Annotated in this window: 10 protein-coding genes; 6 read left to right on the top strand and 4 right to left on the bottom strand. The window is 61.6% G+C overall.

From position 1 onward, the window contains the following. Positions 1-91 precede the first annotated feature (91 nt). From QDT79_RS02980 to QDT79_RS02995, 4 genes are all read left to right on the top strand, one after another. On the top strand, positions 92-2,425 hold the full coding sequence (locus QDT79_RS02980) for a Tex family protein (protein WP_107227975.1): 2,334 nt from the start codon (positions 92-94) through the stop codon (positions 2,423-2,425). Positions 2,426-3,031: 606 nt separating this feature from the next. Next, entirely contained in the window at positions 3,032-3,256 is a 225-nt protein-coding gene (gene feoA / locus QDT79_RS02985) for a ferrous iron transporter A (RefSeq protein ID WP_025304553.1), read from the top strand. 62 nt (positions 3,257-3,318) lie between these two features. Beyond that, positions 3,319-5,634 (top strand): Fe(2+) transporter permease subunit FeoB, encoded by a 2,316-nt coding sequence (feoB, locus tag QDT79_RS02990; RefSeq protein ID WP_063991704.1) that lies wholly within the window; start codon positions 3,319-3,321, stop codon positions 5,632-5,634. Next, entirely contained in the window at positions 5,634-5,873 is a 240-nt protein-coding gene (locus QDT79_RS02995) for a FeoC-like transcriptional regulator (RefSeq protein ID WP_308316190.1), read from the top strand. The genes feoB and QDT79_RS02995 overlap by 1 nt, the downstream gene beginning before the upstream one ends. Before the next feature lie 43 nt (positions 5,874-5,916). On the opposite strand, the gene QDT79_RS03000 is transcribed toward QDT79_RS02995, so the two are convergent. Both QDT79_RS03000 and bioH read right to left on the bottom strand, forming a co-directional pair. After that, positions 5,917-6,201 (bottom strand): YdgH/BhsA/McbA-like domain containing protein, encoded by a 285-nt coding sequence (locus tag QDT79_RS03000; protein WP_004930765.1) that lies wholly within the window; start codon positions 6,199-6,201, stop codon positions 5,917-5,919. A 270-nt stretch (positions 6,202-6,471) separates the two neighbouring features. Continuing rightward, on the bottom strand, positions 6,472-7,242 hold the full coding sequence (bioH, locus tag QDT79_RS03005; RefSeq protein WP_063991706.1) for a pimeloyl-ACP methyl ester esterase BioH: 771 nt from the start codon (positions 7,240-7,242) through the stop codon (positions 6,472-6,474). 40 nt (positions 7,243-7,282) lie between these two features. Between bioH and gntX the strand changes: the two genes are divergently transcribed. Both gntX and nfuA read left to right on the top strand, forming a co-directional pair. Then, entirely contained in the window at positions 7,283-7,966 is a 684-nt protein-coding gene (gene gntX / locus QDT79_RS03010) for a DNA utilization protein GntX (RefSeq protein WP_130018327.1), read from the top strand. Between the two features lie 58 nt (positions 7,967-8,024). Next, entirely contained in the window at positions 8,025-8,600 is a 576-nt protein-coding gene (gene nfuA / locus QDT79_RS03015; protein WP_025304558.1) for a Fe-S biogenesis protein NfuA, read from the top strand. Positions 8,601-8,669: 69 nt separating this feature from the next. On the opposite strand, the gene malQ is transcribed toward nfuA, so the two are convergent. Next, on the bottom strand, positions 8,670-10,760 hold the full coding sequence (gene malQ, locus QDT79_RS03020) for a 4-alpha-glucanotransferase (protein WP_308316191.1): 2,091 nt from the start codon (positions 10,758-10,760) through the stop codon (positions 8,670-8,672). Positions 10,761-10,769: 9 nt separating this feature from the next. Next, complete coding sequence (malP, locus tag QDT79_RS03025) at positions 10,770-13,175, bottom strand: maltodextrin phosphorylase (protein WP_063991709.1); 2,406 nt, start codon at positions 13,173-13,175, stop codon at positions 10,770-10,772. Positions 13,176-13,270 lie beyond the last annotated feature (95 nt).

Raw genomic sequence — 13,270 nt, forward strand, 5'->3', positions numbered from 1 at the left:
CGGCGGCGGCCCGCTCCACTGGCATTTTCCCCGATCAATCCGTATAACTGTCCCCTGTTTATTCACCGTTCTCAATACAGATACCAGACCTATGAATGACCCACTGAGCCGCATTATTGCAACAGAACTGCAGGCCCGGCCGGAGCAAGTCGACTCCGCCATCCGTCTGCTGGATGAAGGTAATACCGTGCCTTTTATTGCACGCTATCGTAAGGAAGTCACCGGGGGTTTGGACGACACCCAACTGCGCCAGCTGGAAACCCGCCTGGGTTATCTGCGTGAACTGGAAGATCGTCGCCAGACTATCCTGAAGTCGATCGATGAACAGGGCAAACTGACCGAACAACTGGCGGGGGCGATCAACGCCACGCTGAGCAAGACCGAGCTCGAAGACCTCTATCTGCCGTACAAACCGAAGCGCCGCACCCGCGGCCAGATCGCCATCGAAGCCGGCCTGGAACCGCTGGCGGACGCGCTGTGGCAGGATCCGCAACAGCAGCCGGAACAGCTGGCTGAACGCTACGTCGACGCCGACAAAGGCGTGGCGGACGTCAAGGCCGCCCTCGACGGCGCGCGCTATATCCTGATGGAGCGCTTCGCCGAAGATGCCTCACTGCTGGCCAAGGTGCGCGACTACCTGTGGAAAAACGCCCATCTGGTGTCCAAAGTGGTCGAGGGCAAGGAAGAAGAAGGCGCCAAGTTCCGCGACTATTTCGATCACCACGAACCGATTTCCCAGGTGCCTTCGCACCGCGCGCTGGCGATGTTCCGTGGCCGCAACGAAGGCGTGCTGCAGCTGGCGCTGAACGCCGATCCGCAGTTTGAGGAAGCGCCGCGTGAAAGCCAGGCGGAGCTGATCATCATCAATCACCTCAACCTGCGTCTGAATAACGCCCCGGCCGACGCCTGGCGCAAGGCGGTGGTCAACTGGACCTGGCGCATCAAGGTGCTGCTGCACCTGGAAACCGAGCTGATGGGCACGGTGCGCGAGCGCGCGGAAGATGAAGCGATCAACGTGTTCGCCCGCAACATGCACGATCTGCTGATGGCCGCGCCGGCCGGCATGCGCGCCACCATGGGCCTCGATCCGGGCCTGCGCACCGGGGTGAAAGTGGCCGTGGTCGACGCGACCGGCAAGCTGGTCGCCACCGACACCGTCTACCCGCACACCGGGCAAGCGGCCAAAGCCGCCGCCATCGTCGCGGCGCTGTGCATCAAACATAACGTGGAGCTGGTGGCCATCGGCAACGGCACCGCTTCGCGTGAGACCGAGCGCTTCTATCTCGACCTGCAAAAGCAGTTCGGCGAGGTCCGGGCGCAGAAAGTGATCGTCAGCGAAGCGGGCGCGTCGGTGTATTCCGCGTCCGAACTGGCGGCGCTGGAATTCCCGGATCTCGACGTGTCGCTGCGCGGCGCGGTATCCATTGCCCGTCGCCTGCAGGATCCGCTGGCGGAGCTGGTGAAGATCGATCCGAAATCCATCGGCGTCGGCCAGTATCAGCACGACGTCAGCCAGAGCCAGTTGGCGAAGAAGCTGGACTCGGTGGTGGAAGACTGCGTGAACGCCGTCGGCGTCGATCTGAACACCGCGTCGGTGCCGCTGCTAACCCGCGTGGCCGGCCTGACGCGCATGATGGCGCAGAACATCGTCAACTGGCGCGACGAGAACGGCCGCTTCAGCAACCGTGAACAGCTGCTTAAGGTCAGCCGCCTGGGGCCGAAAGCCTTCGAACAGTGCGCCGGCTTCCTGCGTATCAACCACGGCGACAACCCGCTGGATGCCTCCACCGTTCACCCGGAAGCCTACCCGGTGGTGCAGCGCATTCTGGCCGCCACCGAGCAGGCACTGCAGGATCTGATGGGCAACGCTTCGGCGGTGCGCAGCCTGAAAGCGGTCGATTTCACCGACGACAAGTTCGGCGTGCCGACGGTCACCGATATCCTGAAAGAGCTGGAGAAGCCGGGCCGCGATCCGCGTCCGGAGTTCAAAACCGCAACCTTTGCCGAAGGGGTGGAAACCCTCAACGATCTGCAGGTGGGCATGATCCTGGAAGGGTCGGTCACCAACGTCACCAACTTCGGTGCCTTCGTGGATATCGGCGTGCATCAGGACGGCCTGGTGCACATCTCCTCGCTGGCGGACAAGTTCGTCGAAGATCCGCACACCGTGGTGAAGGCCGGTGACATCGTCAAAGTGAAGGTGATGGAAGTCGATCTGCAGCGTAAACGCATCGCGTTGAGCATGCGCCTGGATGAGCAGCCGGGCGAAGGTTCACCGCGCCGCGGCGGCAACGCGCCTGCGCAGACGCGCGACAACGCCAACCGTTCGGCGGGCGGCAACAAGGCCAAACCGCGCAACGCGGCGCCGGCCGGCAACAGCGCCATGGGCGACGCGCTGGCGGCGGCATTCGGCAAGAAACGCTAAGTCGGAACCGACAGGGCGGAGCCTGCTCCGCCCTTTCCGATGAATAAAACTTGCGGCATTTCTTGACCCGCCTCAATAAACCGCCATCTTTTTATTTCCCGTTCCTGCGTGACCGCCCTCGCATTATTCAGACAACAAAAATGCCTTCTGCAGCCATTTATTAACAACTTTGTTAACACGCATTTTTCATCTTGTGAATTGTGAGAGAAACACAAATGGTTACCGCTCGCATTACGGTGGAATAATGTTATCGAATTGCCTTTAGGCGGAAATAAATAAAGGGAAAACATCATCGATATTTGCAAATGAGAGAACTCGGCTACAAATACGTAACTGATTTAACTCGCCATTCTCATTTGTTCCCGCTCGCAAGCGGTGGTAAAACGTCGTTAATCAAGACAACGCCATCAAAAACTGTCGTCGCCATAATAATTGGTTACAATACCCTTACTTTTTGTATTGAACGCGATAATGATAATTACTATTATTTGCGCTCATTTTATTGCATGACCTTATGGATGAATACCGCCGACGGCGTGGCATTTTCGCCGGCAACGTCCAATTATCATCAGCCCGATGTTCATCGGCACCCGGAAGGTTAATCACATGCAGCTTCAACCTAAACGCACCTATAAGATTGTCGGCTTTTCCGGTGAAATTGCGCCGGCCTACCGCCAGAAACTGTTATCGCTCGGCATGCTGCCCGGCTCTTCATTCGACGTGGTGCGCGTCGCGCCGCTGGGCGATCCGATAGAAATTAAAACTCGCCGCGTCAGCCTGGTGCTGCGCAGGAAGGATCTGGCACTGCTGCAGCTCGACGGCCAGCCCTGACCTCCGTTTGCCGACGCGCTCTTGCGCCGGCGCTGTTCTCCTTGAAGACGACACGCTGAACTATGAAAAAACTCACCATCGGCTTAATCGGTAATCCGAACTCCGGCAAAACCACGCTGTTCAACCAGCTGACCGGCGCACGCCAACGGGTCGGCAACTGGGCGGGCGTGACGGTCGAACGCAAAGAAGGCCATTTCACCACCCCGCAGTCCGATGTGCGGCTGGTCGATTTGCCCGGCACCTACTCCCTGACCACCATTTCAGAGCAAACCTCGCTCGATGAGCAGATCGCCTGCCACTACATTTTGAGCGGCGACGCCGATCTGCTGATCAACGTGGTCGACGCCTCCAACCTGGAGCGCAACCTCTATCTGACGCTGCAATTGCTGGAGCTGGGCATCCCCTGCATCGTGGCGCTGAACATGCTCGACATCGCCACAAGCCAGCATATCGATATCGACGTCGCCGCGCTGTCGGCGCGCCTCGGCTGCCCGGTAGTGCCGATGATCTCCACCCGCGCCGACGGCATCGGCGTGCTGAAACAGATGATCGACAATCATCACATCAACGAACAGCAGGCGCTGGTGAACTATCCGCCGCTGTTGCTGAAAGAGGTCGCCACGCTGAGCGACGCCATGCCGCAAACGCTGCCGGCGGTGCAGCGCCGCTGGTTGGCATTGCAAATGCTGGAAGGCGACATCTACAGCCACCGGCTGGCCGGTCCCGCCGTCGCGCTATTGCCTGCGGCCATTCAGGCATTGCAACAGCAGGAGCAAGAAGACCCGGCGCTGGTGATCGCCGACGCACGCTACCAGTCTATCGCCGCCCTGTGCGACGCGGTCAGCAACTCGCAGCAGGCAATGCCCAACCGCCTGACCGAGCTGCTGGATAAAGTGATCCTCAACCGCTGGCTGGGCGTGCCGATCTTCCTGCTGGTGATGTACCTGATGTTCCTGCTGGCGATCAACATCGGCGGCGCGCTGCAGCCGATCTTCGATATCGGCTCGGCGGCGATCTTTATTCAGGGCATTCAGTGGCTCGGCTACACCCTGCACTTCCCCGACTGGCTGACCGTTTTCCTGGCGCAGGGCGTCGGCGGCGGCATCAACACCGTGCTGCCGCTGGTGCCGCAGATCGGCATGATGTACCTGTTCCTGTCCTTCCTGGAGGATTCCGGCTACATGGCGCGCGCAGCGTTCGTGATGGATCGCCTGATGCAGGCGCTCGGGCTGCCGGGCAAATCCTTCGTGCCGCTGATCGTCGGCTTCGGCTGCAATGTGCCGTCCATCATGGGCGCTCGGACGCTGGATGCCCAGCGCGAGCGCCTGATCACCATCATGATGGCGCCGTTCATGTCGTGCGGCGCCCGTCTGGCGATCTTTGCGGTGTTCGCCGCCGCCTTCTTCGGCCAGGACGGCGCCGGGGTGGTATTCTCGCTGTACATGCTCGGCATTGCGGTGGCGATCCTCACCGGTCTGGTGCTCAAATACACCCTCATGCGCGGCGAAGCCTCGCCGTTCGTGATGGAGCTGCCGGTCTACCATGTGCCGCACCTGAAAAGCCTGCTGCTGCAAACCTGGCAGCGCTTGAAAGGCTTCGTGTTGCGCGCCGGTAAGGTGATCGTGGTGGCCAGCATATTCATCGGCGGCCTGAACAGCTTCTCGTTTAGCGGCAAGACGGTCGACAACATCAACGACTCCGCGCTGGCCTCGGTCTCCAAAGTGCTGACGCCGCTGCTGCAGCCGATGGGCGTCCACAGCGATAACTGGCAGGCCACCGTCGGCCTGGTAACCGGTGCGATGGCGAAAGAAGTGGTGGTCGGCACGCTGAATACGCTGTATACCGCCGAGCACATCAACAAAGAGGCGTTCGACGCCGCCAACTTCAACCTGCTTGATGAACTGGGCGGCGCACTGAACGAAACCTGGGACGGCCTGAAAAACACCTTCAGCCTGAGCGTGCTCTCCAACCCGATCGAAGCCAGCAAGGGCGACGGTGAGATGGGCGTCGGCTCAATGGGTGTGATGAGCAGCAAATTCGGCTCCGGCATCTCCGCCTACAGCTATCTGATCTTCGTGCTGTTGTATGTGCCTTGCGTCTCGGTGATGGGCGCCATCGCCCGTGAATCGAGCCGCGGCTGGATGACCTTCTCTATTCTGTGGGGGCTGAACGTGGCCTACTCGCTGGCGACGCTGTTCTATCAGGTGGCCACCTTCAACCAACACCCGCAGTACAGCCTGACGGCGATCCTGGTGGTGGTGCTGGTGAATCTGCTGGTGCTGTTCGGCCTGCGAAGGGCACGCAGCCGCGTCACGGTGCGCCTGGGCAACGCCACGCCGGCGGCCTGTTGCCAGAGCGCCAAAGGCAGCTGTCACTGATGGCCGGGCTGCTGCAGGTGCGCGATGCGCTGGCGCTGCGCGGCAGCGCCCAGGCGCAGCAGCTCAGCCTATCGCTGGCGACGCCGCTGCCGCTGGTGCAGGCGATGCTGGACCGTTTGACGGCGATGGGAAAAGTGGAACGCATCGAACAGGATGACGGCGCCTGTCTGAGCGGCAGTTGCAAACGCTGCCCGCAGGGCCAGGGATGCAGCACGGTGTTCTACCGGCTGAAGGCCTGACGATCAGGGGCGCCATGACGGGCGCCCCTCTGCCGTTCAAGGCTTATTGCTTGTCTTTGTAAACTTCGGCGATGGCGCTGAATTTACCGTGTTCACGGCCTGCCAGGATCACGTAGTATTGACCGCCTTTTTCGTCCGCCAGTTTGGACAGCTCTTCCTTGGCATCCATCGGTGACGTGGTTTCTGCCGTCGTGGTGACGGTGCCGATCTTCTCGTATTTACCCGGATTCTTATCCAGATCTTCCTTGGTCAGCAGGGTTGCCGCCATGGAGCCGAAAGACACCGAACCCAGCACTGCCGCTGCAATAATCATCTTCAATGATTTCATGACACTAACCTCTCAATGGATAATTTATCTGTTATGAAAGCCGTCAAGAATCCATGCGTAGTACCGCAGGCTGCCGCGACATCCTCAGGCCTCGTTGCTTTCCCTGACGGGGCCTGTTTCCCAGAGACGAAACGCCAAAATGAGAAGCGCCGCACGCGGTCTTTTCATTTTGCAGCCAACGCATTGACTCACTAAGTATCGAACAGCTTTGTCTTTTATCCACCCGGCGGCGTTTTTTTTAGCGCTCTATCGTGCGTTTTCCCACCGGATTCAATGTGCTGCAATAAACGCTTCGATCATCGTCACAAATTCATCGGGATGAGAAATAAACGGCGCATGGGCGGCTTTGGCCACGATCTGCGACGCAGAATTCGGCCAGGCGGTATCGAGCAGCTCGGCGACCTTGCGCGGCACCAGCCCGTCCAGATAACCGTAGATCCGCAGCAGCGGCAGCTCCAGCGCGGCCAACGGCGCGCGCAGATCGGCGGTGCGCAGGATCTCCAGCCCGCCGTTCAACACCTCGACGCTCGGCGTCGGCTGGTTGAGCACCACCGCTTTCAGCTGGCGCGCATCCTGACGCGCGCTCTCGGTGCCCAGGGTCTGCAACGCCAGAAAACGCTCGACGGTGCGCTGGAAATCCAGGCTCAACTGATGCTGGAAACCGCTCAGCACGTCCGGGCGGATCCCCGGCCACTCATCGCGGGCGGCAAAGCACGGCGAGGAGGCCACGGTGATAAGCCCCTTGAGTCGCTCGGGCTGCATCAGCGCCGCCTGGCTGGCCACCAGCCCGCCGAGCGACCAACCTAGCCACCAGGCCTGCGGCGGGGCGGCCGCCAGCACGATTTCCGTCATCTGCTCCAGCGACAGGGCACCGAACCCCTGGCTGCGGCCATAACCCGGCAAATCGACCAGGTGCAGGCGAAAATGCGGTGCCAGTCGCGCCTGAATGCAACTCCACACTTCGGCGTTCAATCCCCAGCCGTGCAGCAGCACAAGATCGCGTTCGCCTTCACCTATTGTTTGCCAATACAGCGCTGTCATGGGTTATTGTCCTTTCATGCTTATCCGTCTCGGAGGCTCTATGCTATCAATCCGCAGCCGCTGTTGGCTATGCCGACAGCCGTTGAGCCTGATGCGTCATGGCATCTGCAGCTGCTGCCTGCGCCATCTGCCGGCCCACCCGCCGTGTTGCCCGTGCTGCGGATTGCCCGCCGGGGAAACGCAAATGCCCTGCGGTCGCTGCCTGCAACGGCCGCCGCCCTGGCAGCGGCTGGTGTTCGTCGGCGACTACGTAGTGCCCCTCAGCCAACTGGTAAAGAGGTTCAAGTTTCACCGCGCGCCCGAGCTGGCGCCGACGCTGGCACGCCTGATGCTGTTGCGGTGGCAGCAGGCGCGCAGAGAGCAGAATCTGAACAGACCCGACCTGATTTTAGCGGTACCCTTGCATACATCACGCTGCTGGCGCCGTGGTTATAACCAGAGCGATCTGCTGGCCCGGCCGCTGGCGCGCTGGCTGGGCTGCGTCTATCGCCCCGCGGCCTTGCGCCGGGTGCGCAAAACCGCCTTGCAACAGCGGCTGAGCGCCGGGGCACGCAGGCGCAATTTGCAGCGCGCCTTCGTCTGCACAGCATCGGTTGCCGGCCGGCATATCGCCCTGGTGGATGACGTGGTGACCACCGGCAGCACCGTCGCGGAGATCGCGGCGCTGCTGCGGCGGCAAGGCGCCGCCTCGGTGCAGATATGGTGCGTTTGCCGCACGTTGTAGTGCCACGGCAATGGGCGTATTATAACCGACTATAGAAGTCAACTATTGAGCTAATGCTATGATCCGTATAACAGATACTGCACAGGAACACTTTGCCAAACTGCTGGCAAATCAAGAAGAAGGCACCCAAATCCGCGTATTCGTGATCAACCCGGGCACGCCGACGGCCGAATGCGGTGTCTCTTATTGCCCGCCGGACGCGGTAGAAGCGACGGATACCGAACTGAAGTTCGACAAGCTGTCCGCCTATGTCGATGAGCTGAGCGCGCCGTATCTGGAAGACGCCGAAATCGACTTCGTGACCGACCAGCTGGGTTCTCAGCTGACGCTGAAGGCGCCAAACGCCAAGATGCGCAAGGTCGATGACGACGCGCCGCTGATGGAACGCGTGGAATACGTGTTGCAGTCGCAGATCAACCCACAGCTGGCGGGCCACGGCGGCCGCGTGACGCTGATGGAGATCACCGACGACAACATGGCGATCCTGCAGTTCGGCGGCGGTTGCAACGGTTGTTCGATGGTCGACGTCACGCTGAAAGAAGGCATCGAGAAAGAGCTGCTGCAGAAGTTCCCGGAACTGAAGGGCGTGCGCGATTTGACCGAGCACCAGCGCGGCGAGCACTCCTATTACTGATCCCCGGCGCTCGCGCCGCGGTGGATAACACAATGCCGGAAGGGGGAACCCGTTCCGGCATTGTCGTTTTCACCCCACCGACACCTTGCGTCGCCGTTTGTCCAAATCCTTCAGCAGCCGGTTTATTCGCGGATCGGCGAACATCTCCTCCAGCGTTTGGATCAGCTTGCGCCGCCAGTTAGGGTACTGGTCACTGGTGCCGGGAATATTGACCGGGTCTGCCATGTCCAGCCAGTCTTCCGGCTGCAGGCCGAGCAAGGCGCTGGCGCTGTCGGCGACATAGCGCTGCAGGCCGCGGTTGAGCAGCGGGCTCATGCCGAGCAGCGCCGCCTTCTTGCCCACCTTCTGCGGCACGCAGCCATAGCGATGCAACCCGTCCAGCAGCCCTTGCTTGGCGCGTTCCCGATCGGCGAACAACTCCCGCAGGATCTCCGCGTCCGGATAGAGCCCCAGCCGGTCGCCGAGCGTCAGATCACCGCTCTGCCAGTAACCCCGCAGCGTCGGCAGATCGTGGGTGGTGATGGTCGCCATCGCCTGCACCGGATAGGCCTGCGGCGCGCGGAAATGGTGTTCGCCGTCGCTTTCGAAATACAGCACTTTGTAAGAATAGACACCGCTGTCGCGCAGCTTGCCGACGATCTCCACCGGCACCGTGCCGAGATCCTCGCCGATCACCATGCAGCGGTGGCGCTGGCTTTCCAGCGCCAGCACCGCCAGCAGATCGTCCACCGGGTATTTGACGTAGGCGCCGCGATCGGCGGTTTCGCCATAAGGGATCCACCACAGCCGCAGCAGCGCCATGACGTGATCGATACGCAACGCGCCGCAGCTGGTCATGTTGGCGCGCAAAAGATCGATGAACGGCTGATAACCGCGCGCCGCCATCACGTGCGGATCCATCGGCGGCAGGCCCCAGTTTTGCCCCAGCGGCCCCAGGATGTCCGGCGGCGCGCCGACCGACGCTTTCAGGCAGTACAGTTCACGGTCGCACCAGGTTTCCGCTCCGCCTTCCGCCACCCCGACCGCCAAATCGCGATACAGACCAATCGGCATCTGCTGCTGCCGGCTCTGCTCAAAACACTGCGCAAACTGCGTGCCTGCCAGCCATTGCAGCCACAGGTAAAAGCGGACCGCGTCCTGATGTTCGTCGCAGAATTGCCGCACCGCTTCGCTCTGCCCCCGTTGATAGCGCTCGGGCCAGGCCGGCCACCCCCACTGGCTGGCGTCTTTGGCTGCCAGATGGGCATGCAGCGCGTCGAACGCAGCCTGCTGATATAGGCTATCGCCGCCCTCAGTCACGAACCGTTCGAACGCCTGACGCTGCGCGTCGTTCGGCTTGCGCGCCTGAAACAGCGGGAACGCCAACTTCAGCCCCGCCAGCTTCAACTGCATCACGGCGCTGTAATCCACCCACTCCGCGGCGCGCGCCTTGGCCAGCTGCTTCTGCGTCACCGGCGTCTGCCACCAGCGCTGAGCCGCGTCGCTGCGTTGGAAATCCTCCACCGCGTTGACGTCGATATACGCCAGATTCAGCCAACGGCGCGACGAGGGGCTGTAAGGGCTGGCGCTCTCCGGGTTGGCCGGATACAGCGCATGGATCGGATTGAGACCGACGAAGGCGCCGCCGCGTTCCCCCACCTGCTCCACCATCAGGCGCAGATCGCCGAAATCGCCAATGCCCCAGTTGCGATCGGAACGCAGCGTATACAGCTGAACGCAGGCGCCCCACAGTTTCTTGCCGGTCAGCAAGGCGTCCGGTTCGAAGCAGCGCCTCGGCGCGACGATCACTCGGCATGACCACTGCCGTGCGCCCTGGCTCAGCGTCAATTGGTGGTAACCCGCCGGCAGATCGCCCGGCAGCGTCAGGGTCTTGCGCGCGCCGACGCGCCCCTGCAGGCATTCGCCGTCTTCACGCTGCAGCGCCCACAGGTACTCGCCTTCGCCCGCCGGAGTCAGCGCCAGCGGCGCGCCCTGATAGAACACCTTGACCGCCGGTAACGGCGATGCCGCCCCTTCCTGCGCGGCATCGGCCCGGTTCATGGCCGCCAGCAGCTTGCGCTTGGTCTCCGCTTCAATCGCCTGCCGCTTGCCGTGGGCATTGATGAAATCGGCAGCGATCCCCGCCTGCGCTGCCGCCTGATCGATACGCTTGCGATCCATTCGCTCTCCTTAACGTTTGGCTTGCCAGATGCGCTGCTGGTAATCGCGAATCGAGCGATCCGAGCTGAACATGCCGACGCGCGCAGTGTTAAGGATAGTCCGCCGCGTCCACTCGTCCCGATCGCGGTACAGTTCATCGACCCGGCGCTGCGCCTGGCAGTACGAGGCGAAGTCCGCCAGCACCAGATAGGGATCGCCACCTTCCAGCAGGCTGTGCAGCATCATGTCGAACGCGTGCTTGTCGCCGTGGCTGAACGCGCCGCTCGCCAGCTCGTCCAAAATCGCCTTCAGGTGCTTGTCTTTCTTGCGGTAGCTGAGCGGATCGTAGCCCTTTGCCAGTATCGCTTTCACCTGCTCCACGGTATTGCCGAAGATAAAGATATTGTCTTCGCCCACCTGCTCGGCGATTTCGACGTTGGCGCCGTCCAGCGTGCCGACCGTCAGCGCGCCGTTCAGCGCCAGCTTCATATTGCCGGTGCCGGAGGCCTCTTTACCGGCGGTGGAGATCTGCTCGGAGATATCCGCCGCCGGGATCATCAGTTCGGCCACCGACACGCGGTAGTCGGGAATGAACGCCACTTTCAGGCGATCTTTCACCAACGGATCGTGATTGATCTTCTCGGCCGCCTGATTGATGGCGTAGATGATGTTCTTCGCCAGGTAGTAGCCCGGCGCCGCCTTGGCGCCGAACAGGAAGACGCGCGGCACGATGTCCAGATTCGGGTTGTCGCGCAGCTGGCGATACAGCGACAGGATGTGCAGCAGGTTCAGATGCTGGCGTTTGTATTCGTGCAGACGCTTGATCTGCACGTCGAAAATCGCATCCGGGTCGAGCGTCAACCCCATCACACCGTGCACGTAATGGGCCAGCGCTACCTTGTTGTCGCGTTTGATCTGCTGATAACGCTGGCGGAACGCCGCGTCGTCGGCGAATTTTTCCAGCCCGCGCAACGCGTCGAGATCGTTCGCCCACTCCACCTTCAGCGTCTCGTCGATCAGGCCCGACAGCGCCGGGTTGCACTGTTTCAGCCAGCGGCGTGGCGTGATGCCGTTGGTGACGTTATGGAATTTGTTCGGCCACAGCTGGTGATATTCCGGGAACAGATCTTTCACCACCAGATCCGAGTGCAGCTGCGCCACGCCGTTGACCGCAAAGCCGCTGACCACGCACAGGTTGGCCATGCGCACCTGCTTGTTGTGGTGCACTGCCAGTTTGGCCCACACCGCCTCGTCGCCCGGCCAGTGCTTATCCACCTGCTTTTTGAACCTGGCGTTGATCTGTTTGATGATGGAGAAATGGCGCGGCAGCAGGCTGCGCACCAGTTTTTCATCCCAGCATTCCAGCGCTTCCGGCATCAGGGTGTGGTTGGTGTAGGCGAAGGTGTTGCTGGTGATCGCCCAGGCCGCCTCCCACTCCAGCTGGTGTTCGTCCAGCAGAATGCGCAGCATTTCCGGAATGGCGATGGTCGGGTGGGTGTCGTTCAGCTGGATCACTTCGTACTTCGGCAGCTCTTCAATCTTGCGGCCGGCCTGATGGTGCTTGCGCAAAATGTCCGCCACCGAGCAGGCGCACTGGAAATACTGCTGCATCAGGCGGAGGCGCTTGCCGGCCTGATGGTTGTCGTTCGGGTAGAGCACCTTGGTCAGCTTGTCGGCTTCTACGCCCTGCTTCTCCGCCTGCAAGAATTTGCCGTCGTTGAAATCGCTCAGGTTGAACGGATGCTGATGGGTCGCCTGCCACAGGCGCAGCGGCTGTGCCACGCCGTTGCGATACCCCAGCACCGGCAGATCCCAAGCTTCGCCGCGCAGGGTGAAGGCCGGGCGCCACAGTTCGCGGCCGTCGGCCTGCTTTTCCAGCTTGCCGCCGATGCCCACGTCCACCGCCAGCGCAGCGTTGTGGCGGAACCACGGGTAGCTCTCGCGCTGCCAGTTATCCGGCGCCTCTTGCTGCTGCCCGCCCTGGAACGACTGGCGGAACAGCCCGTACTGGTAGTTCAGCCCATAGCCGGTGGCCGGTTGCTCCACCGTCGCCATCGAGTCGAGGAAACAGGCCGCCAAGCGCCCCAGCCCGCCGTTGCCCAGCGCAGGATCGGTTTCCTGCTCCAGCAGATCCGCCAGCTTGACGTCCTGCTCCGCCAGCGCCTGCTCGACGGTGTCGTACCAGCCCAGGTTGATCAGGTTGTTCGCCGTCAGCCGGCCGATCAGAAACTCCATCGAGATGTAGTTCACGTGGCGCAGCGGTTTGGCGCTTTTGCGCGGCGCCGGCTGTGCGGCCAGCTGCTCGGCCAGCGCCGCACTGACGGCTTCCCACCATTGATGTTGCGTCATCTGCTGTGCGGAACTGAGGCCGAACCGTTGCCACTGGCGGGCAAGCGCCGCCAGAAAAGCATCCTTCTTGAGCGTAGGCTGTGACATAAGGAAAACTCTCTATCCAGTAAGTGGGTCAAATTGCCGCTATCGTGCCGGTGAGAAAGCCTGACGGCATCATCCCGCCTGGGGATTAGCTGGGG

It is taken from the genome of Serratia marcescens (assembly GCF_029846115.1).
Lineage (GTDB): Bacteria > Pseudomonadota > Gammaproteobacteria > Enterobacterales > Enterobacteriaceae > Serratia > Serratia marcescens_L.

What these genes read in the sequence shown, in the direction of transcription:
- nfuA (WP_025304558.1), top strand. Translation starts at nt 8,025, where the DNA reads ATGATCCGTATAACAGATACTGCACAGGAACACTTTGCCAAACTGCTG.
- QDT79_RS02980 (WP_107227975.1), top strand. Translation starts at nt 92, where the DNA reads ATGAATGACCCACTGAGCCGCATTATTGCAACAGAACTGCAGGCCCGG.
- bioH (WP_063991706.1), bottom strand. Translation starts at nt 7,242, where the DNA reads ATGACAGCGCTGTATTGGCAAACAATAGGTGAAGGCGAACGCGATCTT.
- feoB (WP_063991704.1), top strand. Translation starts at nt 3,319, where the DNA reads ATGAAAAAACTCACCATCGGCTTAATCGGTAATCCGAACTCCGGCAAA.
- malP (WP_063991709.1), bottom strand. Translation starts at nt 13,175, where the DNA reads ATGTCACAGCCTACGCTCAAGAAGGATGCTTTTCTGGCGGCGCTTGCC.
- QDT79_RS02995 (WP_308316190.1), top strand. Translation starts at nt 5,634, where the DNA reads ATGGCCGGGCTGCTGCAGGTGCGCGATGCGCTGGCGCTGCGCGGCAGC.
- QDT79_RS03000 (WP_004930765.1), bottom strand. Translation starts at nt 6,201, where the DNA reads ATGAAATCATTGAAGATGATTATTGCAGCGGCAGTGCTGGGTTCGGTG.
- gntX (WP_130018327.1), top strand. Translation starts at nt 7,283, where the DNA reads ATGCTATCAATCCGCAGCCGCTGTTGGCTATGCCGACAGCCGTTGAGC.
- feoA (WP_025304553.1), top strand. Translation starts at nt 3,032, where the DNA reads ATGCAGCTTCAACCTAAACGCACCTATAAGATTGTCGGCTTTTCCGGT.
- malQ (WP_308316191.1), bottom strand. Translation starts at nt 10,760, where the DNA reads ATGGATCGCAAGCGTATCGATCAGGCGGCAGCGCAGGCGGGGATCGCT.